This is a genomic window from Roseofilum sp. (assembly GCF_982964205.1).
On record NZ_CEZBFX010000003.1, the window covers coordinates 74903 to 99508 of the forward strand.

17 protein-coding genes and 1 pseudogene are annotated in these 24606 nt (G+C 44.6%); 12 read left to right on the forward strand and 6 right to left on the reverse strand.

Going from position 1 to position 24606, the window contains the following annotated elements; genetic code table 11:
• Positions 1 to 115: 115 nt before the first annotated feature.
• Positions 116 to 757 carry a PEP-CTERM sorting domain-containing protein gene (locus AC3A14_RS01525; RefSeq protein WP_318731764.1) on the forward strand — a complete coding sequence of 214 codons (642 nt, stop codon included), beginning with the start codon at positions 116 to 118 and terminating at the stop codon, positions 755 to 757.
• Between the two features lie 188 nt (positions 758 to 945).
• Here AC3A14_RS01525 and AC3A14_RS01530 read toward each other — a convergent pair whose 3' ends face one another.
• Positions 946 to 1389 (reverse strand): rhodanese-like domain-containing protein, encoded by a 444-nt coding sequence (locus AC3A14_RS01530; RefSeq protein WP_318731763.1) that lies wholly within the window; start codon positions 1387 to 1389, stop codon positions 946 to 948.
• A gap of 606 nt (positions 1390 to 1995) precedes the next feature.
• Between AC3A14_RS01530 and AC3A14_RS01535 the strand changes: the two genes are divergently transcribed.
• From AC3A14_RS01535 to AC3A14_RS01560, 6 genes are all read left to right on the forward strand, one after another.
• Complete coding sequence (locus AC3A14_RS01535) at positions 1996 to 3825, forward strand: AAA-like domain-containing protein (RefSeq protein WP_318731762.1); 1830 nt, start codon at positions 1996 to 1998, stop codon at positions 3823 to 3825.
• Positions 3826 to 3862: 37 nt separating this feature from the next.
• Positions 3863 to 6340: an AAA-like domain-containing protein gene (locus tag AC3A14_RS01540; protein WP_318731761.1), complete on the forward strand. Its 2478-nt coding sequence runs from the start codon at positions 3863 to 3865 to the stop codon at positions 6338 to 6340.
• 661 nt (positions 6341 to 7001) lie between these two features.
• Positions 7002 to 7868, forward strand: coding sequence for a hypothetical protein (locus AC3A14_RS01545; protein ID WP_318731760.1), 867 nt, complete (start codon positions 7002 to 7004; stop codon positions 7866 to 7868).
• 56 nt (positions 7869 to 7924) lie between these two features.
• A complete protein-coding gene (locus AC3A14_RS01550) occupies positions 7925 to 9295 on the forward strand; it encodes an aldehyde dehydrogenase (protein ID WP_318731759.1) in 1371 nt (456 codons plus the stop codon).
• Between the two features lie 7 nt (positions 9296 to 9302).
• Positions 9303 to 9971: a DUF4033 domain-containing protein gene (locus tag AC3A14_RS01555; protein ID WP_318702125.1), complete on the forward strand. Its 669-nt coding sequence runs from the start codon at positions 9303 to 9305 to the stop codon at positions 9969 to 9971.
• Between the two features lie 40 nt (positions 9972 to 10011).
• Positions 10012 to 10878, forward strand: a complete 867-nt coding sequence (locus tag AC3A14_RS01560; protein ID WP_318719067.1) for a Uma2 family endonuclease — start codon at positions 10012 to 10014, stop codon at positions 10876 to 10878.
• Between the two features lie 171 nt (positions 10879 to 11049).
• Here AC3A14_RS01560 and AC3A14_RS01565 read toward each other — a convergent pair whose 3' ends face one another.
• The 4 genes and pseudogenes from AC3A14_RS01565 to AC3A14_RS01580 form a co-directional block, all read right to left on the reverse strand.
• Positions 11050 to 12060 carry a dihydroorotate dehydrogenase-like protein gene (locus tag AC3A14_RS01565; RefSeq protein WP_318702123.1) on the reverse strand — a complete coding sequence of 337 codons (1011 nt, stop codon included), beginning with the start codon at positions 12058 to 12060 and terminating at the stop codon, positions 11050 to 11052.
• A 97-nt stretch (positions 12061 to 12157) separates the two neighbouring features.
• Complete coding sequence (nifJ, locus tag AC3A14_RS01570) at positions 12158 to 15718, reverse strand: pyruvate:ferredoxin (flavodoxin) oxidoreductase (protein WP_318731758.1); 3561 nt, start codon at positions 15716 to 15718, stop codon at positions 12158 to 12160.
• A 298-nt stretch (positions 15719 to 16016) separates the two neighbouring features.
• A complete protein-coding gene (locus AC3A14_RS01575; RefSeq protein WP_318699306.1) occupies positions 16017 to 16250 on the reverse strand; it encodes a HypC/HybG/HupF family hydrogenase formation chaperone in 234 nt (77 codons plus the stop codon).
• A 189-nt stretch (positions 16251 to 16439) separates the two neighbouring features.
• A pseudogene (locus AC3A14_RS01580) lies at positions 16440 to 16793 on the reverse strand (DEAD/DEAH box helicase); the annotation flags it as partial.
• A gap of 397 nt (positions 16794 to 17190) precedes the next feature.
• Between AC3A14_RS01580 and AC3A14_RS01585 the strand changes: the two are divergent.
• Positions 17191 to 17703 carry an RNA polymerase sigma factor gene (locus tag AC3A14_RS01585; protein WP_318699304.1) on the forward strand — a complete coding sequence of 171 codons (513 nt, stop codon included), beginning with the start codon at positions 17191 to 17193 and terminating at the stop codon, positions 17701 to 17703.
• Positions 17704 to 18527: 824 nt separating this feature from the next.
• Positions 18528 to 20633 carry a lipoxygenase family protein gene (locus AC3A14_RS01590; protein WP_318731756.1) on the forward strand — a complete coding sequence of 702 codons (2106 nt, stop codon included), beginning with the start codon at positions 18528 to 18530 and terminating at the stop codon, positions 20631 to 20633.
• A 1023-nt stretch (positions 20634 to 21656) separates the two neighbouring features.
• Here the strand turns inward: AC3A14_RS01590 and AC3A14_RS01595 are convergent.
• Positions 21657 to 21803: a hypothetical protein gene (locus AC3A14_RS01595; protein WP_318731755.1), complete on the reverse strand. Its 147-nt coding sequence runs from the start codon at positions 21801 to 21803 to the stop codon at positions 21657 to 21659.
• 190 nt (positions 21804 to 21993) lie between these two features.
• On the opposite strand from AC3A14_RS01595, the gene AC3A14_RS01600 reads away from it, so the two are divergent.
• The 3 genes from AC3A14_RS01600 (at position 21994) to AC3A14_RS01610 (ending at position 24547) form a co-directional block, all read left to right on the forward strand.
• On the forward strand, positions 21994 to 22476 hold the full coding sequence (locus AC3A14_RS01600) for a PIN domain-containing protein (protein ID WP_318731754.1): 483 nt from the start codon (positions 21994 to 21996) through the stop codon (positions 22474 to 22476).
• Positions 22463 to 22651 (forward strand): hypothetical protein, encoded by a 189-nt coding sequence (locus AC3A14_RS01605; RefSeq protein WP_318731753.1) that lies wholly within the window; start codon positions 22463 to 22465, stop codon positions 22649 to 22651. The genes AC3A14_RS01600 and AC3A14_RS01605 overlap by 14 nt, the downstream gene beginning before the upstream one ends.
• Positions 22652 to 22858: 207 nt before the next feature.
• A complete protein-coding gene (locus tag AC3A14_RS01610; protein WP_318731752.1) occupies positions 22859 to 24547 on the forward strand; it encodes a 4Fe-4S binding protein in 1689 nt (562 codons plus the stop codon).
• Positions 24548 to 24606: the final 59 nt, after the last annotated feature.

Sequence of the window (24606 nt, forward strand, 5' to 3'; positions counted from 1 at the left end):
AATGTGTTTTTTTCTGTGGACACTCCTCTACTGTGTGCCTATCATGGAAATATCAGGAGGCAAGGACAGCACAATGATCTGCTGATGCCAAGTGTTAAGTTCTAGGAATTATATAATGATGAAATCTGCTATCTCTAGCTTAATTGGTTCTACACTACTTGCGACTACGTTCCTTGGCTTCTCTGCTGTTGATGCTCACGCGATCGACTGTAATGACTCAACCGTTACCGTGGCAGGAATCTCCTTCAGTGCTTGTGCAGAAGGTTCAGGTAACGATACCGGAGCTAGGTCAACTCTAATTGGAGATCTCAATGGTGGCTTATTCTCCGATTTAACCACCAACTGGTCAGAGGCTGGTAAGTCCGATGATGGTAATGATGCTGTCACAGCAGCTAACGGTTCGACGAGTGGTGGTTGGAGTGTTGATGGTGACTTACTGGACTTCGGAGCAGATGGAACCACGACCTTTGCCTTGAGCCTCAAAGCTTCTAATAAATACAGTGTTTTCCTGTTCGAGAATATTAGCCAAAACCTTTTAGATGCAGATGGTTTCCTCTCTGGAACATTTACAACTAATGGTGTATCCACGAATGGACGAGGCAAGGCACAAGCGCTCTCCCATTCGACCTTATGGGCATTCGGCAATGGGGAAGAGCCATACAATCCTCCGGCTGATGTTCCTGAACCTAGTGCTGCTGCTGCTTTAGGTCTGCTGGCTGCTGGACTGTTCGGTATGAAGAGAAGAGCCAGTAAATAACATTCTGGGATAGTTGAGTTCTTAATAGATTTCTCCTGATTAACAATAGATGCGTTGAGTGCTTTCAGTAAAATTTGTAGATCGGATGAGGGGGTGAGATTCACCCCCTATTTTTTAGCCCTTGGGAATGGGGAATAGGGAATAGGGGAAAACCGGTTGTTTTTCTACTGCCGACTGCCGACTGCCGATTAAAAGAGGTTGGCTTCTGTGGTGGCAGGAATGGTTTTCCGCCAGGCTTGAATGCCTCCTTCTAGACTTACGGTTTCAATACCGGCTTGTTCTAGGATCTGTTGGGCGATACCGGAGCGAACTCCAGAGAAGCAATAGAGGATAACTAGACGATCGCTGGCTAATTGACGAATTTTTTCAATCGCTTCTCCTGATTCAATTTCTGCTAGGGGAATTAAAGGACTCTCTCCAATGCGATCTTGGGCATATTCTTGAGGGGTGCGAACATCAATAAATAGGGCTTGTTCGGCTAAAATTCCGGGCTTATCAGCCGCCAGTTGCCTGACTTGAGTCACACTAATTTCGGCGATCGCCTCTTGGCTATTACCCGGAAGAGCGCAACCGGCGATCGCAGCACTTAAATATAAACTTGATAGAACTAAAATCCAGCGTTTCGTTTGCATAAGAGATATAGTGCTTCGCGCTAGGGAATAGGGAATAGGGTTGTGGTATATGATTGTTTCGATATTCTATAACATCCAAAGAACTGTCATCGATCAGCTCGATCTCGACTATAACGCTGTTAATGGCAGAAACCTAGTACCCATTACCCATAACCAACGTGTAGCGTCCTTTAAAAAAAATAGTGCAGACTGCAATCAAGTAGCCTGCACATCAGTTTGGAACACGACTTAGCATCAAAGGAGCAGAGATCCTCAAAGCCTTACTATCTCTGAGGAGTTGAGCGCTATATAAAAACTCAACTCACCCTAGGTTCAAGCAACTCATAAAGATTCGTCTCAAGGATAGGCAAACCCGAAGGTCAGACCAAACAGGACAATGATGACTCTGATGCTTCTACTATGACTGACGTTAGGGAGATGAGGGGGTTTTGTGTAAGCAAGATTCACAGAAGCGATAATTTTCACCCATTGCTCTGTGATGTGGTGTTTGCATACACAATTGTCCTCAGTGGCAGTTCTGACGATATTAATAAACAATAGAAGAAGATTCGGGTTCTCTTAGAGCCATCGTCTCATCCCCGATGTGTTGTTTCTTTGTGTAATCTGATGAACCAGATTCAGTTTATCCAATCCTTTGCTAATCTTACCCCTAGGCGACAAGAAGTGCTGCTGAAAGTGTTAGCCGGTGAAGAAGATACGGCGATCGCCGAACAGCTTTATATTCAACCGGTGACGGTACGCAAACATATCCAACATATCTGTGATGCATTTTTGGGAGATGTCGATCCGCAAGAAGCGGGATATTCCCGTCGTGGGGAATTAGTTGCGCTGATCGCTAAATATCGTCCAGAGTTAATTGGGGAAGCGCTGAAAACCAGCCGGGAACCCCAACCCCAAAAACATCATATCCTGCTCAGTTACTATCAAAGTCCCACCGATCCGCCTTTAAGCCTGATTTCCCAACTCTACGAAACCCTGAGAAACTCCGGTTATACGGTGACTTTAGCCGATAATTGCCTGCGGATGGCCAAAAATGGCTTGCAACAAATTTACCGAGAATTGAATACCTGTGAAGAGGTTTTACTATTGCTTTCGCCTCTTTCTGCGGTGAGTGAAATGATTACCGAAGAGGTGCGAATTGTCAAGTCTTTACAAGAGTCTCGTCAACAAGGACTTCCTCATATTATTCCGTTAGAAATCAAGAATTCATTTAGCTTGCTCAACCACGACTTGCGGGGATATTTACAGGATTTACCGAGGTTAAGATGGCGATCGCCAGATGATACTCCCAAGTTAATTAAAACCCTATTGCAACTGTTGGCTGAGGGCGATCGCCAGCAGATGAACGAACTCTCTCCCCCAGAGCAACCCACCAATCAATCCTACGCTATCTTACCCAAATCTCCCCCCCAACCCATTGCCGAACCCGAAATACCCAGAGGACAAGTAGAGCTGGCCTCAGCATTTTATATCGAACGGCCCAGAATTGAAACGCGATGTTATGAGGCGATCGAAAAACCCGGAGCCTTAATTCGCATCAAAGCACCTCGACAAATGGGAAAAACCTCCCTTATGGCTCGAATCTTACACCATGCCTGCACCGTTGACTATGCCACCGTTCCCCTCAGTTTTCAACTTGCCGACAGCAAAGTCTTCACCGATCTTGAACTCTTTCTCAAATGGTTTTGTGCCAATATTAGCCTGCAAATAAACCTCCCCGTTAACTTTGAAGAGCATTGGAACAGCATTTTTGGAGCCAAAGTTGCCTGCAAATCCTACTTTGAGAACTATATTCTTCCCTACTGCGAATCTCCCCTAGTTTTAGGATTAGATGAAGTCGATGTGGTTTTCTCTTTTCCCGACATTGCCTCAGACTTTTTTAGCCTCCTGCGAGCCTGGCATGAAGAAGGGAAAAACCGAGAGATTTGGAAACAACTACGCTTAGTCGTTGTCCATTCCACAGAAGTCTATGTTCCCATGAGTATTAACCAATCCCCCTTTAATGTCGGCTTACCCATTGAACTCCCCGAATTTCCCCCTGAGAAAATCCTCGAACTCGCTCATCGTCATGGCTTAGATTGGACAATCTCAGAAGTCAATCAACTCATGTCTATGGTAGGAGGACACCCCTATTTAGTCCGATTAGCACTCTACCATATTGCTCGCCACGAAATAACCTTAAAAACAGTCTTAGAAACAGCGGCTACCGATGCAGGATTATATAGCGATCATTTAAGGCGACACTTATGGAATTTACATCACCATTCTGTTCTAAAAGAAGCCCTCAAAAAAGTAGTAACTAGTCCCCAAGAAATGCAACTGGAATCCATCCAAGCATTTAAGTTACACAGCATGGGGTTAATCCATGTACAAGGTCACAATGTCATCCCTAGATGTAATTTATATCGTCAATATTTTCGAGTCCAGCTCTCTTGATTTTTTTTTCAGTGTGGTGCGTTTATCTAGGGGAGTCATGAATAACACATTTACAAAAATGTATGAATATCAATTTGGTGGTAGCTTACCCCTGAATTCTCCAACTTATGTGGTTCGTCAAGCCGATGCTGATTTATTTCGCGGGGTTCTAGCCGGAGAATTTTGCTATGTTCTCAACTCCCGGCAAATGGGAAAATCCTCTTTACGAGTCCGCACCATTGAGCTACTCAGAAACCGGGGAATTGTTTGTGGGGTAGTCGATTTAACTGCTATTTTTAGCTGCAATATCACCACAGAAGAATGGTATGCTGCCTTTGCCTATTCGGTGTTAAGTAGCTTTAATTTAGTCGATAAAGTAAATTTACCCAGATGGTGGCGCGATCGCCTCTCTTTTCCTCCCGTCGAGCGGCTGCGTCTATTGTTAACCGAAGTCATTTTATTTCATATCCCCCATAATATTGTCATTTTTGTCGATGAAATTGATAGTGTTTTGGGCTTAAAATTCCCAATTGATGAATTCTTTGGCTTAATTCGATCTTGCTATCAAAATCGAAAAAAAAATCCAGACTATCACCGCCTCACTTGGGTTTTATTGGGTGTTGCTAGTCCATCAGAACTCAGTTCTCAACCTGAAATCAGTCCTTTTGATATGGGTCTAGAAATTCAGCTCACTGGATTTCAATTCCAAGATTGTTTAGGGTTAGCAGAAGGATTAGTCATGAAAGCCAGAGATCCCAAAATAGTTCTCAAATCCATTTTAAATTGGACAGGAGGAAAGCCATTCTTAACCCAAAAGTTATGCCATTTAGTCGCCAATGGAGATGACTTTATTTCCCTCAATCAAGAACGCAAAACAGTCCATCAGTTGGTTTATAGAAAAATCCTCCATAATTGGGAAACTCAAGATGAACCAGAACACCTCAGATCTATTCGCGATCGCCTGCTTGAAAGTCCCAATCGAAAGTCTTTATTAGAGTTATATTGGCAAATTTTAAAGCAAGGTGAAATTCCATCAGAAGAGAGTCCACAGCAAACTGAACTACGGTTGAGTGGTTTAGCGATTAAATTACCATTTGGCCATCACTATGCTCGTCCTATCCTCAGAGTTTATAACCAAATTTATGCCGATACGTTTAACTTTAAATGGCTGGAGAGTTGTCTGGGGTATAGCCCGGATAAATCCGTTAAATCATTGACCAAGAAATGTTTATCAGATGAACAAACTCTTTACGATCATCTTCTGTATTGGGTGCAAGAAGAATCTCCGGCTGTGATGATTCAAAGAGTTCATAAATTGCTGATTGAAGTTATTGGATATCCAGATATTGAAATCAGTGCAGTTATTCGACGGCTAGTTATTCAAGTCCCCGAACAACATCAGTTTAACAAAATCTTGAATCGCTGTTTTTATATTTTAATCAATCATTGGCAAATGCGCGCTGCATCAAAAATCGCCATTGTTGGATTAATTGCCCTGTTCAATCAGCAAAAAGAAAACCAATATTCTTATTCTTCTCCTTTGCCGAAATATGTTGACCAACTCAAAAAGATGGTCGATCGGTTTTGCGAAAGTCATGAATACAAAATGATCGACAAGCTTTTTGTTGAGCCGATTATTCACGCAACAGTTAAAGAGTTTGAGGAAACTGAAGATTATCAATTTCTGCGTATTTTAATTAAAAATAAATCTGATTCTAAATCAAAATTATCGCCCATTTTAACTTCTCCACTCAAAACCCAAATTCATCGATACCCTTATCTCTATCGCTATTCTCTCGTGTCTTCTAGTAGCTCAAGGGAACACCAACAACTGTTGCAAGAAATTCAAGCAGAACGGCAATGGGAATTTGAACTTAGTCTATCCCAATATGCCAAATATTTAATTAAAAAAACATCAGGTGTAGCCAGTCAAAAGCCTTTTGCTAATCCCACCTTGCTTAGTGACCAGGATTTGTATTTAGCGATTAAACAGTTTACAGGAAAAGTGGAAGGAAATTCTAGTTATAAAGATTTAGCTAGAGCATTCCTAGAACACACAGAACAAGTTGAGTCATATCAAGAATTTAAAGATGATTTTTATCAGTATATCATTACCGCAATTGATGCTGATTTTCGGTCTCAGCAATTTAATTTCAAATTAAGACGACAACTCAAAAGTTTGTTGCCCGAACAAGATAATGAAGGATTTAATTCACTGTTGCTCAATCAAACTTGCGAGAGACTATTGAGGTTTTTGATTGAGAGTCCCAACGATCCAAACCACTATATTTTCATTAATTTAATTGCGAGCTTAGGGGAACTCAAGACTAGCGCTTTGTTGCTGAAAGTTGTTTTGATTTCTGGACAAAGTCAATCTAATTTAGGACGACAATTATTTCAGTGGTTTAATTATTATGAGTCTAAGCCTCTGGATCAAATTCAATGGTTTGTTAATTTCCTGGAAAATATCAATATCGCGTTAGTGATTAATAATGAAACCCTCGATGTCCCTTCTATTCAAAACTATCTCAAATAACTTGATTTAGGGTTTGCTGAAAGAATGAGCTGTGCAGGTTAGACAATAGACAATAGAGAGGGGAAATTAGCAAGATAGCTGTCTCTGTATCTATCCGATGGAGCGTTACGGGAACTTTTCCAAGTCAATGTCCGACTATAGCCTTTTTTGGGTGGTGACTCCAGGAGGATTGGATTAAAACCTGTTTCTGTCTGGGGAAGGGGTTCGCCTGTTCTCGACTTGATCGGTGGAGTTTTAAGTTAAATGTCAAGTTTTGTCAAAGAATGCAACATTTCAGCAAGTCTGCCGATGAGTTTGGCACAGTAGAGAAAGGAAGGGATATAACGGCTCAATCCTGACTCACCTGCCATCTAGGTGGACTGTCATTGTAAATCTCACCATCTTAACCGTTTAGATAACCATGAAGTTTAACTATTACACCTTTTGGCTCCCATTATGGGCTTATCTTCAGCAACCCTTGTTTAACCCAGAGTCTCCCACGATCTGGAGTCCCCAGCAATTTTGGTATCGCTATCAATTAATCCTTCTGGAGCGATGCTGGGAGAGGAGTCATCAGGAGGGACATCCCCAGGCTTGAAGGGACTCTCAGCGATGAAGGATAACAGAACAGCGATCGCTTGAATGGTAAACTGACAGGCGATCGCTATCCTTGTGGTTAGATATGCTCAAACGATATAGTCGATTCATCTGGGTTAGTATGGCGATCGCTATGCTAACAATATTTCTCCCTAACCTTTTGACTGCTGCATCAGCACAACTTCCCCCTGTTGTTGGTGGCGCTCAAGAATCTCAAACCACTGCTGACAGCTCCCAATTAGTCTATGGTACAATCTCCCTCAATGGACGTAAGCTTTTTGATGTTTCCGATCGTCCTTCTCTAGCCCAAAAAACTCGCCGACACCAAACGCCTTTACAGCAGCGCATTATTCAAATTGAAAGTAGACTTAAGCAAGTTATTACCACCGAATTTAACCCCAAAACTTTAAGCATTACATCCAAAGAATACCAAGGATATACCGTTTTAATTTCCTCCGATCTTCCTCCGTTTCAACCGATACCCATTGTGGAGATCGCAGAGAGAGATAGTCAATTGTATGGACAACTGATTTCTCGCTTAACTCCTAATGCTATTGAAAGATTAAAACAAATCCTAATTAAAGGCTATGAAGAACTACAGCCGACCTATATACACCGCCAAATCAGGATTTCTATAGTCATTGTAGGCGCTACAATTTGGGTCAGTGTGATTTTACTGTATGTAGAAAGATTAATCAAGTTTAGATTCAAAAGAAATACTCAAAATCAGCCAAGAGGAGCCGATCGAGAACTCCCCCTAGAAGATCCTAATCTAGACCCTCGATTATCCACTCCAGATCGAGATCTTAACCAAAAAGAACAAAAGGAAATATTTCGGTTACAAACTCAAATTTCACATGGGCTACAATTACTGATAAGGAATGACCTATCGCCGAGAATTAGAGAGCAAGGATGCTATGGATTCTTCTATTTTATGGAAATCGCAAAATGATCTAGAATGTGAAGGAGGATAATATAAGAAAAACATCAAGATTTTAATCATAGCTTATGATAATTAACGGCGAACAACTGATTGCTCAACAGAGAGATTTTTTCCGGTCTGGACAAACCAGAGAGTTGAAATTTAGAAAATCTCAGCTTCAAAGGCTGAGGGCGGTAATTGAGCAAAATAAATCCAAAATATTGGCTGGATTGAAAGAGGATTTAAATAAACCTAAATTAGAGGGTTATTATGAATTTAGCCCGATCGCCGAAATTGATTATGCCTTAAAGAACTTAAATCAATGGGTAAAACCGAAACGCACCTTCACTCCCTTCGTGATGTGGCCTTCTGTCGGCGAAATTTATCCGGAACCCTTGGGTGTAGTGCTGATTATCTCTGCTTGGAATTATCCGTTTAATTTGGCCATAACGCCCCTGGTGGGAGCAATAGCAGCGGGAAATTGTGCTGTGGTTAAGCCTTCGGAGATAGCCCCCAAGACTTCCGGAATTTTAGCAGAAATCATTACTGAAAATTTCGATCCTAACTATATTGCTGTACTCGAAGGAAATGCCGAAGTCAGCCAAGAACTCTTAGCCCAGAAATTCGATCGTATTTTATTTACGGGTAGTTCTAGAATTGGCAAAATCGTCATGGAAGCCGCGGTGAAACACTTAACGCCAGTGACGTTAGAGTTGGGAGGAAAAAGTCCTTGTATTGTGGATCGAGAGTGTAACTTGGCTTGCACAGCGCGGCGGATTATTTGGGGTAAATTTATCAATGCCGGACAAACTTGTATTGCTCCAGATTATGTGCTGGTAGATCGGCGAGTTAAAGCCGATCTAATTCAAGCGATGCTGTCTGAAGTTAAAGCTTTCTATGGTGAAAACCCGGAAGAAAGTCCAGATTATGCCCGCATTGTGAATGACAAACAGTTTAACCATCTCCAGGGATTACTGCAAGAAGGGAATATTCTTTGTGGAGGGCACACCAATGCGGAAACTTGCTATATTGCCCCCACTTTGATTGATGGAATAACCTGGGATTCCTTGGTGATGCAAGAGGAGATTTTTGGACCAATTTTACCGATTCTAGACTATGGTGAGATTGAGGAGGCGATCGCCGAAATCAATCAACGTCCCAAACCCCTCGCTCTCTATCTCTTCTCCAAACGCTCCCCAGTTCAGCGCCAAGTGCTACAACACGTCTCATCGGGAACTGTCGCTCTCAACGATACGGTTTTACAGTTCAACATTCCCCAACTGCCCTTTGGGGGAGTTGGACAAAGTGGCATGGGCCGCTATCATGGATTGGCAAGCTTTCAAACCTTTAGCCATTACAAAAGTGTCTTAAGACGCTGGTTTTGGCTGGATCTCAACTTGCGATATCCCCCCTATGGCAACAAGCTCCAACTGTTGAAAAGACTCCTGAGATATTAACCGCATCATGACTGTGCCCGAACCTACCTCTTACCACGACAATCTTTGCGATCGCCTGTTTATTGCCCTTTTTACCCGCAAAATGGCTGCTGTGGTGGGTAAAGGTAGTTCAAAAATAGGCTATGAAGGCTTTGTTGATGTATCCCAGAAAATCATGCAGGGACGCAATTCCTTAGAACAACAACAATTGGTGAAAAAGGTCTTAAATTCCCTGATTCCTGCTCCCATTTTAACCATTATCCGGACATTGACCTCCCCTACCCAATGGGTGTGTGAAGCCAATGCCTGGTTTGCAACGCTCTTATTTGAATGGTTAGTTGGTCCGTGTGAAACGAAGACAGTAGAAATAAAGAATAAAAATCAAACAATTCGGCAACAAAAAAGCGCAGTTCAGATTAAAAAATGCCGCTATTTAGAACAAAGCGGATGTGTGGGAATGTGCATTAATATGTGCAAACTCCCGACTCAAGACTTTTTTACCCAGCAATTTGGCATTCCCTTAACCATGACTCCCAACTTTGAAGATTTCAGTTGCGAAATGGTATTTGGACAATATCCCCAACCTTTAGAACAAGAAGCCGCCTTTGAGCAATCTTGCTTAAAAGATCATTGTGCGATCGCCTCCGTGAAGCCTGAACCCTGTCCTCGCGTGCGCGATAGGTTAAATAATAAGTAATAAGTAAATTGTTACAATACAAGCACCCAACCTAAACTCCATGACCATGTCTCCCACCGAAACTATTTTCAAACGGGTTTCTCCTCCCTTCCCTGGAAAAGGAACCCTGCCCACCATGTACGATCTGCCTAGTGAAGAAATAGGAGATTCTGGATTGCCTGACCTGTATCATCTGTGGCAAGCAGAACTCTGTAGTGCCACATTTCATCCTCCAACCTATCCCCCCGAACAAATCTTAGTTGCTGGAGACTTAAATCTCTACTATGACCCCGAACATACCCTATGGTACAAGCGACCGGATTGGTATGCTGTCGTAGGAGTGCCTCACCTGTACGATGAAACCGAAGCTCGGTTAAGTTATGTGTTCTGGCAAGAAGAAGTGCCACCGATTGTGATGATGGAACTACTCTCCCCAGGAACCCGCAATGAAGACTTAGGTAAAACCGAGCGACAGGGAAAACAGCCAACCAAATGGGAAGTCTATGAGCAAATTCTTGGTATTCCCTACTATATTGTTTTTGACCGCTATCGAGACAAGTTGCAAGTTTTTCAACTGCAAGGAAATCGCTATCAAGAGCAAGAACTGACTGAATCGAAATTCTGGTTTCCGGAATTAGAATTAGGACTAGGATTATGGTTCGGGAAATACCATGGATTAAAACGACAATGGTTACGCTGGTACGATGCAGAGGGAAATTGGATTCCCACGCCAGAGGAAATAGCTAATCGTGCCCAGCAGGAAGCTAGTCTTGCCCAGCAAGAAGCGGAGAGAGCTAACCAACGAGCTAACCGTGCTGAAGGTGCCCAGCAAGCAGCTATTCCTCGGCTGTTGAGTATGGGTTTGAGTACCAAGCAAGTTGCTGAAGCCTTGGGATTATCGGTTGAAGAGGTGAGTCAGTGGGAATGATACAGTGCTTTGCGCTGTGATGCGGGGATAGGGGGATGGGGAGATAGGGGGAGCAAACAATAGACTTGATGGAGCTTTTAGCTGTTCTATATAGCAGGTTAAGCTGGTGTGTTTACACAAAATCTGTAGGGGCGAAAAAGCCCCTACCTGCGGTCTATGTTGAGTTGTGAACTAGACTAAACTATGGGTTGGAGTATAAGACGTAATCGCCCGCATATACTGCGCCCGTTCATAGGCAGACTCATCTTCACAATGGAGTTGGGACATAGAACCCTGCATTTGCTTCACGGACTCATAGCCATGCTCTTCCATCCAATGGTTAATTTCTTCTTCCATCACTTGGATATGGTGAATTCCATGACGGAGCAGGGTAGAGCAAACCTGGGTGACTGATGCGCCAGCCATCAAGAGTTTAATCGCATCATGACCCCGTTGTACGCCACTGGTGGCAGCTAGGTCGCAATCAATACGACCATAAAGAATGGCAATCCAACGCATGGGCAAGCGCAAGTCATGGGTACTGCTGAGGACAGAACCGACTTCTACCTCTAAATCTTCGGCGTTAATGTCTGGTTGGAGGAAGCGGTTAAACAGCACTAACCCATCTGCTCCGATTTCACTAAAGCGTTTGGCCATATTGGCCATGTTGCTGAAAAAGGGGCTAAGTTTGAGAGCAATGGGAATGGTGACTTCTTTTTTGACTTCGCTTAAGGTGTCGATATAGTTTTGTTCTACCTGTGCGCCACTCATGTCAAAGTCAGTGGGGACATAATAGATGTTTAACTCGATCGCGTCTGCGCCCTCGTCTTGCATGAGTTTGGCGTATTCCACCCATCCACCAGAAGAAAAGCCATTGAGACTGGCAATAATGGGAATATTAACGGCTGCTTTGGCTTGGCGAATGTGCTTTAAGTACAATTCTGGGCCGACGTGAAACTCGTCAGGTTCTGGGAAATAGGATAGGGCTTCAGCAAAGCTTTCTGTGCCATATTCGAGGTGATGGTGCAGTTCAAATTTTTCTCGCAGCAGTTGTTCTTCAAAGAGGGAATGGAGGACAACGGCAGCAGCACCGGCATCTTCGAGACGTTTAATGGTGTCGATATCTTCCGAGAGGGGTAGGGCAGCACTGGGAACGATCGGCGATCGCAGATTGAGACCTAAATAGGTTGTGGTTAAATCCATGGTAATGGGTAATGGGTAATGGGTAATGGGGAATAGGGAATGGGGAATAGGGAATAGGGAATTTCCCCCTATCTCCCCATCTCCTACTCCAAGGGAGTTACTCTTCCGACTTCAGACTCCGTTCGGCGAGATATTTATACATTTCCCACCGGGTATTGACATCTTGTTGCGCTTCTTTCAATAAGCGTTTTGCGTCTTCTGGTTTGGTTTTGGTCAACATCTTGAACCGGTTTTCGGCGTACATGGAGTCTTTAACGCCTTTCTTGGGCGATCGCGAATCCAACTGTAGGGGATTTTCACCTGCCTCCGTGCGTCTGGGATCGTAGCGGTAGAGCAACCAGCGACCACTTTCTACAATTGCCTTTTGATGGCTCATACCAGTGGTCATATTAATACCATGGGCGATACAGTGGGAGTACGCAATAATCAAGGAGGGGCCGTCATAGGCTTCAGCTTCTAGGAAGACCTTGAGGGTATGTTCATCTCGCGCCCCTAGAGCCACAGAACCCACATAGATATTGCCGTAGGTCATGGCAATCAGACCTAAATCTTTCTTGGGCGCAGGTTTACCACCGGCAGCGAATTTAGCGACGGCTCCCCTGGGGGTGGCTTTGGACGATTGACCGCCCGTATTGGAGTATACTTCCGTATCCATCACCAGAACATTCACATTCCGGCCGGATGCCAGCACATGGTCTAAACCACCATAGCCAATGTCGTAAGCCCAACCATCACCGCCAACGATCCAGATGGATTTTTTCACCAAATAATCGGCTAAACTGAGCAATTGCTGCGCGTCTGGGTCGGTATTACCGGCGAGGAGTTCTTTCACTTGGGCTACATATTGCCGTTGCTCGTAGATATCCGCTTCGGTTTTTTGGCCATTATTGAGGATTTGACTAACTAAGTTATCCCCTAGGGTGCCGGCTAATTTTTGCACCAGTTCGCAGGCAAATTCTTGATGTTTGGAAATGGCCAACTGGAAGCCTAAACCAAACTCGGCGTTATCTTCAAACAGGCTATTGGACCAACTCGGCCCCCGACCTTCACTGTTCACACTGTAAGGTGTAGTGGGTAAGTTACCGCCATAGATAGAGGAACAACCGGTGGCGTTAGCGATGACCATGCGATCGCCGAATAACTGGGTTGCTAGTTTAATATAAGGCGTTTCCCCACAACCGGCGCAGGCTCCAGAGAACTCAAACAGAGGTTCTTGCCATTGCTGTTGGCGAATACGTTCTAAGTTTAAGGCCGCGCGATCGGGATTGGGCAGTCCGAGGAAGAAGTCCCAATTTTGGCTCTCTTGTTCCCGCAAGGGTAACTGAGACTCCATGTTAATTGCCCGTTTCGAGGGCATGGATTTGTTCTTCGCCGGGCAGATATCGACACAAACGCCACATCCCGTGCAATCTTCGGGAGCCACTTGAATGGTGAATTTTTGTCCAGCAAAGGCCTTATCTTTGACATCGATAGACTTGAAGCTTTCCGGTGCATTGGCTAAAGCACCGGCATCATAGGCTTTACCGCGAATTGTGGCGTGGGGACAAACAGCAATACACTTGCCACATTGCACGCAAACATCCGGGTCCCAAACCGGAATTTCTTGAGCTACATTCCGTTTTTCCCATTTCGAGGTTCCGGTGGGATAGGTTCCATCGCAGGGGAGCTTACTGACGGGTAGGCTATCTCCTTGCCGGGCAAGCATTACCCCTTCCACCTCCTGCACGAATTGGGGAGCAGCGTCTCCAATGGCGGGTAAAATATGCAGATTGCTATTGGCACCGCCGACGTTGACCTCATAGAGGTTATCCAGGGTTCGATCGACAGCTTTGATATTCAATTGAACAATTTCTGCCCCTTTCTTACCATAGGTTTTTTCGATCGCCTTCTTAATTTGAGCGATCGCCTCATCCCTGGGTAAAATTCCTGCCAAGGCAAAGAAACAGGTCTGCATAATCGTATTGATCCGATTTCCCATCCCGGTTTCCCGTGCCACCTGGTTGGCGTTGATGACGTAGAATTTCAGACCTTGGCGCACAATTACTTCTTGGATTTCCAAGGGGAGTTTATCCCAGACCTCTTCTGGACCGTAGGGACTGTTAAGTAGGAAAACTGCGCCCGGTGCTGCCGATCCCAACACTTGGAGTTTTTCTAAGAATGTCCATTGGTGACAGCCAATAAAGTTAGCTTGGGTAATCAGATAGGTGCTGCGAATCTGATTGGGGCCAAACCGCAGGTGAGAGACGGTAACCGCGCCGGATTTCTTGGAGTCGTAAACAAAGTAGCCTTGGGCATAGTTATCGGTATCGTTGCCGATAATTTTAATTGAGTTCTTATTGGCTCCAACTGTACCATCGGAACCCAAACCGTAGAACATCGCCCGCACAACACTATCGGGTTCGATAGAGAAGCTGGGATCGTACTCTAGAGAGGTGTTGGTCAAGTCATCGTTGATGCCGACAGTAAAGTGGTTTTTCGGTGATTCTTGGCTGAGGTTATCCAAGACGCTCTTGACCATGGCGGGGTTAAATTCTTTGGAAGATAAGCCATAGCGTCCAGCCACAATTTTAGGCACACTCCGTTCACTGAGCGGAGTCGAAGTGGCTTCGTAGAAGGCAGTCACCACATCTAAGTAGAGGGGTTCGCCAGATGCGCCAGGTTCTTTGGTGCGGTCTAAAACGGCGATCGCCTTTACGGTTTCGGGAAGAGCGCTAATGAATTTACTGCCGTCCCAGGGGCGATACATGCGCACTTTTAGCACGCCTACTTTTTCCCCTTGAGCGACGAGATAATCAATGGTTTCATGGGCGGTTTCACAGCCGGAACCCATGAGAATGACAACGCGCTCGGCATCGGGTGCGCCGTGGTATTCATAGGGTTGATATCTGCGTCCAGTCAGTTGGGCGAACCGATCCATGGCTTTCTGCACTTCTTCGGCGCAGACATCATAGAAGGGGTTGACGCTTTCTCTGGCTTGGAAGTAAACATCCGGATTTTGAGCCGTTCCGCGCAGAGCGGGGCGATCGGGGGTTAGGCCGCGCGATCGATGGTCGTAGACGGTGCGATCGTCAATAATTGCCCGCAGGACACTCTCTTCGAGCAGTTCGATCTTTTGCACTTCGTGGGAAGTCCGAAAACCGTCAAAGAAGTGGATAAAGGGCACACGGGACTTAAGAGAAGCTGCTTGAGCCACCAGCGCTAAATCATGAGCTTCTTGTATCGATGCCGAACACAGCAGAGCGCAACCCGTTGCCCGCGTTGCCATCACATCTGAATGATCCCCGAAAATGGACAGAGCTTGAGCCGCAACCGAACGAGCCGCAACATGCAATACGGCTGCCGTTAGTTCCCCAGCAATTTTGTAGAGGTTGGGAATCATGAGCAGCAACCCTTGAGATGCGGTAAAGGTCGTCGTTAAAGACCCCCCCTGTAGCGATCCGTGGACTGCTCCTGCGGCTCCTCCTTCACTTTGCATTTCTACGACTGAGGGTACGGTTCCCCATAGGTTCGGCCGCCCCTCCGACATCCAGGCATCTGCCCATTCTCCCATCGGAGAGGAAGGAGTAATGGGATAAATGGCAATGACTTCGTTGAGTTTGTACGCAACACGGGCTACTGCCTCGTTGCCGTCTAGTGTTGCATAGTTTTTGGTGTTCATAGGTAATTCGAGTCCTTTCGGTCTACGACTGAAGATGAATGGACACAGCTCAGGGGCTGTTGACCTTTTTCCCTAGGTTGGGGGTCTAATTTCGAGAGTTAAAACAATCATTTCATTGTTTTTCTCGATCGGAATTTTATCGGGGTGAAAACTTGCACTCTCCTGAGAAGTTCAATGGTGCAAACCCTAGGATTGTGCAGGGATTATTTTCGGGTAATTTGTTTGGTTCCTAGTCCAGTCAATTCTTTTCCGATCATGTAATAAGTCCCTACAGTTTGGAATAGGTTCTTAATCTTATTTAACTGAATGTATTAATTTGTTGTAAATCAGCTAGGGTTTGTTCAGCTTCATTTTGATCGACAATTGATAGGGCAAAACCGACGTGAACTAATACATAGTCATGGATTTGAGCTTCGGGGACATAGGCTAAACTGACTTCTTTGATTACGCCTCCAAAGCTAACGCGACCCATTTTTGTCAGGGGATCTTCACCAGAGATGCTAATAAGTTTTCCAGGCACTGCTAAACACATTTTCCACCTCTTTAGATTTAATCTTCTTTTAAGCATTCGTTAAGATAAATGCTTGCTTGCTAGGAGTATCATACAATGGGGAAGTAGAAGGAAAATTCAGTTTTTTTTTAATAATATTATCGTAGGGTGGGCAGGATATTGCACCTAGAAGTTGAATAATACAGCACTTCGCGATGCTATATTCGTTAGAATGTTTCCGGTGAGTAGCTCCGTTGTTACTGATTCCCATTCTTCTGTATTGCTGGAGTTAATGGTAGCGGCTTTGATGTTAATTCTGGAGGCGGCGGCGATTTGATTTCGCATGAGGGCAAGTAGGGGAGAAATGAGGAGGGTGGGGCCATTTCCTCGATCGCGCAGAAGGCGAGTTGCGAGAAAATAGACTAGACTTTTGCCCCAACCGGTGCGTTGTACTACCAGGAGACGAGCTTGATTTTCGACTCGGGTTTCAATGGCTTCCCATTGTCCCTCTCTGAATTCTGCTACGGGGTTGTTGAGAGCAATGCGTAGAAAGTTTAAGGCTTGTTGTCGGAGTTCATTAGGCATATGAATATACAACTCAAAGAGGTAGAAGTACGTCATAAGTTCGTTGTTGTTATAACGCTGCTGGCGATCGCCCGTTAATTCCGATGTCAAGTTTGTCTCTTTCGTCTGCCTCAAAATCGAGCTAGTTTTAGATTAACCTTAATCAGGCTAGAAGCCTGAACTACTGTCTACTGTTTAATAGCCCACCAAAATCCTCGATTCCATGTTTGGTGCTTGACTCCACTAATGTCCATGGCACTTCTGCCAAGACTTTTTTAAATTTGACAGTGACTTGGGTTGTTGACGACAGCAAGCCTGGAGCCTAGAATAGAAGTAACAAAATTGCAAACAGAAAATTGATAAAACCGGGGTGCCTAACTTAATTTTTTTGTATCCGAAAGGAGACGTAGTTACAAAGATGCTAGATAGGTACAAAAGAACTGTAGGTATTGATTCGGTGTTTTTGCGGGAGTGGCAACAGTATCAAGGCTGTCTCTACCGTTGCTGTCTCCGACGCATGAGAGGGAACCAAACGGAGGCGGAAGATGCTCTGAGTATGGCTATGCTTAGGGCTAGGGAGGGTTGGCGAACCAGCAGCAAAGCTATTGATAATGTGAAGGGGTGGTTGGTCAGATTGGTGAATAATCTTTGCACGAACCTGCTTAAAAAGCGCGATCGCTTGGTCTTCGAGATTGTGGAGGAGCTATGGGTTAGCCAGGAAGAAGAACCAGATCTTGCCGCTACGCGGCAAGATCTCGAATTTTTTTTTGAGGGAGAGGTAAATAATTTATCTCCCAAGTTGCGGGAGACTTTTTTTCTCTACTGGAAGGAGGAGCTGTCTTACAAGGAGATAGCGGAACGGTTGGCCATTTCTCAGGGGACTGCCCGCAAGCGGGTTTCTAATGCCAGGGCCATTTTGCGAGAGCGATAGAACGAGTATGACGGAGTGGCAGAGGACTCTAGTTCTTCGTTGGCAGCGGATGTGGAAGGGACGAGTGCGGATGAGTTGTCGGTGGGGGAACCTGCCTCTGGTAGGTTGGGTGAAGCGAAGGGGAACCCAACAAGGGTTAATCCAGCAGAACTGAGGCCAAAAGAAGAACTCCAACGGTCATTTCTGTCGTTGCCAAGGAGAGAGCAATCTCAAAGGCCCAAACGTTGTTCCTTGTGCGTAAGTCCCGAACCCTGGCTCAAATCTAAATTGCGTATGGAGTAAGTTGGACTTGATTCTTCGACCCCAGGCAGTCGGGGCTATTTTGGTAGGACTTACGCAAAAAAACGTATTTCTGTCATTGCGAGCGACAGCGAAGCAATCTCAAACGTCGAATTTTCGTCAACCATGGGTAAGTCCTGGGATTAAGAATAGATATCAATTTGAATTGCCCGGGAGATGGGTCTGGTGCTATTTTGCGTCAGGCCAGATTGGACGCGGGAAAAAAAGGTTAATCGGTAAGGGGCGCTCGGTATTTGGTAAAACCCAGCTTCTTTCTCTGCCTTTCAGGGGGCCTTGGGTTCCGGTTCCCAGCAGCTTACCTACGGAAAAAATCGCCCTGTTATCGGGAAAATGGCCCGGTCGTCCTCCTTAAGAAAGAAATTTTCTCTATTTTTAGGTAGAAAAGTTCATAAACTGCCACCCAAAATAGTCTTATTAATAGAAGGAGCGATAGAGCTTGTCTCCAAGACGTTGCTGACCGAGGGCGTAGAATCTGCTTTAGGTTCTACAAATCTGACAACCAGGGTTTTTTAAGGAGTAAAAGGGTGAATTTTTTAACGCGAGAAGTTACCAAAGCGATATACCGCATTGTAACGTTTTTGGCACAAGGAACTTTTGCCAATAGGCTTATTTTGTCTAATAAATATGAATACGACTACCAAGTTCTAGCTCCTCTAGCTATGACAGATGCACCACCTAGCCTAATTCCAGGACTACCTAAACTGCCTGCAAAAGATGAACTTCCCAATAAAAAATGGCTGAGTTCAGTAATCGCAAGTATTGCGAGTCAGAAAAGCAAGCCTCCTATGAGTGCACCTGGTTGGAGTGGGGCTGAAATTGATTCGTTAGAGTCGATTAGCGAAGAAATTAAAGCTGCTGAGGGAGAAGAAGAGCTAAAAAATGCTGTTTTAAAACTAAAATCAACTCTGGGATTAGGAGATACTGGCCAGGGATGGCAAGGGTATCCTAAAGCTGCAAATGACGTTCAGTTGGAAGGCAATTTTAGGGAGGAAGATGAGTTTGACAAGATTGATAAAGAAATAGATGCTTGGTTAAGCAAGAGGATAGAGGAAGAGTCTCCAATTTTTTTAAGTGCTGGCGACATCGAACAAGCTGAAGAGGTCGAGGAAAACAATCGCGAATTGTACGGACATCTCCAGGAAATTACCAAACTTTTAGGGCGAGAATTAATTGAAAGTTCGACGGATTTTCCAGAGCCACCTCAAAGTGCTGGTCCCAATCCTACTCTGGTAGATTACGAAAGGTTAGTTGGGTCGTTAAGCATAAAGCCGGCAAGTTTAAGCAATTTTCAACAAGATAAAGTTTTTGCTTATATGCAGGTAGCCGGACCTAATCCAGTTATGCTGAAGCAAATCAAAAAAGTTGATTCTGGCTTGTCAATTACTCACGAACAATACCAAGGTATTGTGTTCGGGGATTCTCTAGAGGCGGCACTACAAGAGGGGCGACTTTATCTGGCAGATTATTCTAAGCTGGAGGTTCTCTTAAGCGGTAACTTTGCTGGCTTGCAAAAGTATATGTATGCTCCAGTGGCTCTATTTGCAGTGCCACCAGATAAGCATTCAGACCAGAACTTGCTGCCCGTAGCAATTCGCTGCAAACAGGCTTCAGGAAACGATAGCTGCGTGTTTACTCCCAGGGATGGAGACAACTGGATGACGGCTAAAACTGTCTTGCAAATGGCAGACAGTAATTATCACGAGCTAATTTCTCACTTAGCTCAAACCCACTTGTTTGTCGAGCCGTTTGTTCTGGCGACTAATCGCTGCTTTGCCGATAAAAACCATCCCGTAAGGCTTTTGCTGAAGCCTCATTTAGAGGGCACTATATTTATTAATTACGCCGCCCATAAATTTTTACTAGCACCAAAAGGCCCTATTGACTCCCTATTGGGTGCTACTATTGGCAGTAACTCTCAGTTAGCTATAAAAGAGGCTCAAAGCCGCTTGGCTAACTTTAATGAGGTTGCTTTTCCTGGGACTTTAGAAAAACGCGGCGTTAATAATTCCAAACAGCTACCAATTTATCCTTACCGGGATGACGGGCTGCGGGTTTGGGATGCGATTAATCAGTGGGTTAATGAATATTTGCGTCTGTTCTACGAAAGCGATTGCTCTGTAGAGACGGACGAGCAACTACAAAGCTGGGCCCATGAATTGCTCTCTAAGGGAGGTTGTCACATTGGCGAAGAACGGGACGGTCGAATTAAAACCCTAGATTATCTAGTCACGGCGGTTTCTACAGTTATCTTTACAGCTAGCGCTCAACACGCTGCTGTTAATTTTCCGCAGGGCGGCTTGATGACTTACGCGCCAGCATTTCCTTTGGGTTGCTATTCTCCAGCACCGACACAACCCCAACAGCAGCAAAACTTTATGGGGCTGTTACCACCGTTAGAGCGAGCGGAGTTGCAAGTAACAGTCCTTTATTTGCTTGGCTCGGTTTACTACACGAAACTGGGGGACTACTCAGGCTCGCTTTTTAAGGATGAGCGAGTGAAAAAGGCTTTGGATAGCTTCAAGGAGAAACTCGCAAACATCGAGAAGGCAATTTTAAACGAAGACAGTCAAAGGCTTGTGTCTTACAGGTATTTGCTGCCCTCGAACATTCCTCAAAGCATCAATATTTAGGGAGCATCTCAATTTTGAATAAAACCAAGAATTTGAGGCTTTTTGGAAATTGGAAATCGGGAAAATGGCCTTGTCATCTTCCTCAAGAAGGAAACTTTATTAGGACTTACGCAAAAAAACGTACTTTTGTCATTACGAGGGGCAGCGAAGCAATCTCAAAGGTTGAATTTTCGTTAACCATGCGTAAGTCCTGTCTATTTTGAGGCAAAAAAGTTCACAAACTGCCACCCAAAACTGTCTTATTAATAGAAGACAAAAAACAAAACCTGGAGTAAATAACTGGATAGTTCGTGCGTTTTGGTACATGAAATTCAACTATAAGATTTGAAAAGATACGATTCTGACGTATAAAAACTTTCGGCTGGACTTGCAACAAGAGGGAATAATAACGGAGCAATCTTTATCTAATGGCCACAAAATAGCAGCAAAAAATTATAGTATGCAGACTGCTAATGAAACGTTTGCGACAGTTTATATGGATGTGGCGAAAGTAATCGATAGTTCGCTTGCGTGGTATAAATATTCTATTACGGACAAATATTACAATATCAACAATATGTTGTCGTTAAGCGAGTTATTTGATATGTATTGCGAAGATGTCTGTAAACCAGACAAAAATTGTAGTTTTAATCATGACGAACTAACCAATATAGGTAATTTTTTTATCAGTAGTTTTAAACAGTCCAATAAGAAGTCGTGCAAGCAACTGTTATACGTCTAAAGGATTTGTCGGTGGGGGTGGTGCGTTGCGGCTAGGTCAATATTTATCGTGAAAACCCATAATTTATCGATGCCGCAACACACCCTACCGAGGGCGACACCATCGACAGAACCCCGAATTCAATTTTGGGTTAAATTCACATATTTATTGATGGGATTTGTTGGTGGGGGTGGTGCGTTGCGGCCAGGTCAATATTTATCGTGAAAACCCATAATTTATCGATGCCGCAACACACCCTACCGGGGACAACACCATCATAGGTAGGGTGTGTTATGCGGCCAGAAAATGTGAATGGTGACAAATCAATCATATTTCCGCATAACGCACCATTCATAATTACGCGATCGGCTCTGTTCGATTGTATCCTCCGTTCCGCAGGTAGCCGCGATCGCCTTTTCGATGCTTCTGGCTTGGGGAGGCAACTGGTTGTAACAGATGTAGTTTGCCAAATTATGCGATAATTATTATTCTCATTCTTTTGTGCTAATGTCATCACAATATTGCTGCCCGGACTTCCGTTGAAGCTGTCGAAGAAGGAATGCTATTGGCTCCTAAGTTTGACCCCAATGGATTCATCCCCGTTATCACTACGGATGCTGCAACCGGCAAAGCCGAATTGCAGATCGTTCGAGGTGAGCCATGAGCCAGGCCTATGTCATTTATCCTGATATCTGTTGCCTCAACCGTCCACTGGATGACTTGCAACAATCAAAAGTCAAACTTGAAGCTGAAGCAATGCTGTCTATCCTCCAAAAATGCGAAGATCGAGAGTGGTTACTACTCAGTAGTGATGCAATTCGGTTTGAAATCGCCAGAAATACCGATTCATCCAAGCAAGAACAGCTAGAAGCTACCTTATCCATTGCTCAAACCCATCTCTCCTCCACGCCAGAAATTGAAACTTCTGCCCAGGAGTTGATGCAGCTAGGATTTAAGCTCTACGATGCCTTGCATTTGGCATTTGCCCAGTCAGCGTCCGTCGATATTTTTCTGACCACCGACGATCGACTTCTGCGAAAAGCCAAGCAATATCCTGAAATAGTGACTATCCCGGTTGAAAATCCAGTTGTTTGGTTGATGAACCGATTACAAGAGGAAAATACAAACCATGAAACAAGCTGAAATTAGAAAAAATGGCTACAAAGCTTTGACTGATTCGCTCGGAGTCGTTGGTATGTTGCGCTTCCTTCAGCAACTCGAAGTTGGCAGCGGTGACTACACGCTGGAACGGCATCAAGCAAGCGTTCCCACCCTTGAAGAATTTCAACAATTTACCCATACAGTCTATAAGCCTTAATATAACTTTTACGATGTCCCGTATCTTTGAACATTTTTCTTGTTTAAGTCCCGATAACCGATCGCCTAGTCCTTTGGAACTAGACCGCTCTAGTCTTTTTGTGAAGGGGGGGTTAGTGCTAGTGTGAGGTGGATTTGGGTGTTTAGAGTCAGGTCATCCTCTAGCTGTGTTTCCTAGGATGGAGACAAGTTCAAGGAGGTACTGACGATGTTACAGAATGTTCCTGAGAAGCAGATGAGAAAGGTACGATCGCTGTTGGCGATCGCCTGGTTGCTTTTAATTGTGTCTCTGATCTATGACCCCATTTCACCCCTGTTAACCCATCCCGATACCCACTGGAGCTTACTGCGTCTCGATCCGAGGTTATTCGATCCCAAAGAGTGTCACGAGGTGATGACGGTGCAAGGGCAGTGTTTTATTGAGCGTCCCTATGCGATCGCCACCCGACTCTTTTGGGGGGTCATTATCGGTGCAGTCATCTGTATCGTTTTTCTCTTCGGTCATGAAAGTTGGCGCAGAATGTGTCCCCTATCCTTCTTTTCCCAACTGCCTCGTTTATGGGGAATTCAACGGCAAAAACAAACCACCAATCCTCGCACCGGTAAAGTGCGCTCTGAAGCAGTAAAAATTGACCCCAACTCTTGGCTTGGTCGCCATCATATCGCCTTTCAGTTTGGATTTCTGTTTGTCGGTTTGTGCCTGAGAATGTTATTTTTAGACTCCCATCGTCTCCTGTTGGCTGCTTTTCTGAGTGCCACTATTTTAGCCAGTATAATTGTCGGCTATTTATTCGCGGGTAAAACCTGGTGTCAATATGTTTGCCCCATGGGGCCAGTGGAATTATTCTACACCGGTCCCAGGGCATTATGGGGCAGTCCGGCCCATGAAAAAACCACCTCTAAGATTACCCAATCCATGTGCCGGGCGATCGATGAAACCGGGAAAGAAAAAAGTGCTTGCGTTGCCTGTAAATCTGCTTGCTTTGACATTGACGCAGAACGCAGTTATTGGGACTCTTTGAAAGACTCACAGCGTAAGTTTTTCCATTATGGCTATGTGGGGCTAGTGTTGGCATTTTATTTATATTACATTTTCTATGCTGGGGACTTAGACTACTTTTTCTCTGGGGCTTGGACCCATGATGGGGAGCAAGTGCAACGAATCTTGACCCCTGGATTCTATGGATTCAATCGGGCAATTCCCATTCCCAGATTGATTGCCGTTCCTCTGACATTTTCAGTGTTCACGTTAGGGAGTTATGGAATCTTATGCCGTCTAGAAAAAGCCTATAAAGCCTATTGTCTACGCCAAGACCGAGAATTTTCAGTAGAAAAAGTGCGCCATCATCTATTTTCATTTTCCACCTTTGTGACATTTAACTTTCTCTTTTCTGTGGGAACCCATTCTACGTTAGAGTTATTTCCAAAATGGCTAGAGTGGGGAATTCAAGCTCTGGTTCCAATTTTAAGCGCTACCTGGTTTTATCGAACTTGGAATCGCTCGTTAAGTACCTACCATAAAGAGAGTGTAGCCAGTAGCTTGCGTCGGCAACTGAGTAAGTTAGACTTCAATTTTTCTGAATTCCTAGAAAATCGTTCTTTAGAGGATCTCAAAGCAGAAGAAGTCTATGTTTTGGCTAAGGTACTGCCTGGATTTAGTCAAGGGTCTAAGGTGCGGGTTTACCAAGGAATTTTGCGGGAAATGTTAGAGAAGAAGATGACAGGTTCTCAGGAGTCTTTAGAGTTGTTGACTCAGGTACGCTTGTCTTTGGGAATTGGGGAAGAGATGCATTTTAAGGTACTATCTGAGTTGGGGGAAAAGTATCCAGAGCTGTTATATGGCGATCGCCCGTTAATTCAGATGTCAAGTTTGTCCCTTTCTTCTCCCTCAAAATAAAGCTAGAATCGGAGTGGAGTCTTTCATCTAAAATAGTGCATTATCGATGGATGAGGGCA

What these genes read in the sequence shown, in the direction of transcription:
- AC3A14_RS01525 (WP_318731764.1), top strand. Translation starts at nt 116, where the DNA reads ATGATGAAATCTGCTATCTCTAGCTTAATTGGTTCTACACTACTTGCG.
- AC3A14_RS01530 (WP_318731763.1), bottom strand. Translation starts at nt 1,389, where the DNA reads ATGCAAACGAAACGCTGGATTTTAGTTCTATCAAGTTTATATTTAAGT.
- AC3A14_RS01535 (WP_318731762.1), top strand. Translation starts at nt 1,996, where the DNA reads ATGAACCAGATTCAGTTTATCCAATCCTTTGCTAATCTTACCCCTAGG.
- AC3A14_RS01540 (WP_318731761.1), top strand. Translation starts at nt 3,863, where the DNA reads ATGAATAACACATTTACAAAAATGTATGAATATCAATTTGGTGGTAGC.
- AC3A14_RS01545 (WP_318731760.1), top strand. Translation starts at nt 7,002, where the DNA reads ATGCTCAAACGATATAGTCGATTCATCTGGGTTAGTATGGCGATCGCT.
- AC3A14_RS01550 (WP_318731759.1), top strand. Translation starts at nt 7,925, where the DNA reads ATGATAATTAACGGCGAACAACTGATTGCTCAACAGAGAGATTTTTTC.
- AC3A14_RS01555 (WP_318702125.1), top strand. Translation starts at nt 9,303, where the DNA reads ATGACTGTGCCCGAACCTACCTCTTACCACGACAATCTTTGCGATCGC.
- AC3A14_RS01560 (WP_318719067.1), top strand. Translation starts at nt 10,012, where the DNA reads ATGACCATGTCTCCCACCGAAACTATTTTCAAACGGGTTTCTCCTCCC.
- AC3A14_RS01565 (WP_318702123.1), bottom strand. Translation starts at nt 12,060, where the DNA reads ATGGATTTAACCACAACCTATTTAGGTCTCAATCTGCGATCGCCGATC.
- nifJ (WP_318731758.1), bottom strand. Translation starts at nt 15,718, where the DNA reads ATGAACACCAAAAACTATGCAACACTAGACGGCAACGAGGCAGTAGCC.
- AC3A14_RS01575 (WP_318699306.1), bottom strand. Translation starts at nt 16,250, where the DNA reads ATGTGTTTAGCAGTGCCTGGAAAACTTATTAGCATCTCTGGTGAAGAT.
- AC3A14_RS01585 (WP_318699304.1), top strand. Translation starts at nt 17,191, where the DNA reads ATGCTAGATAGGTACAAAAGAACTGTAGGTATTGATTCGGTGTTTTTG.
- AC3A14_RS01600 (WP_318731754.1), top strand. Translation starts at nt 21,994, where the DNA reads ATGAGCCAGGCCTATGTCATTTATCCTGATATCTGTTGCCTCAACCGT.
- AC3A14_RS01605 (WP_318731753.1), top strand. Translation starts at nt 22,463, where the DNA reads ATGAAACAAGCTGAAATTAGAAAAAATGGCTACAAAGCTTTGACTGAT.
- AC3A14_RS01610 (WP_318731752.1), top strand. Translation starts at nt 22,859, where the DNA reads ATGTTACAGAATGTTCCTGAGAAGCAGATGAGAAAGGTACGATCGCTG.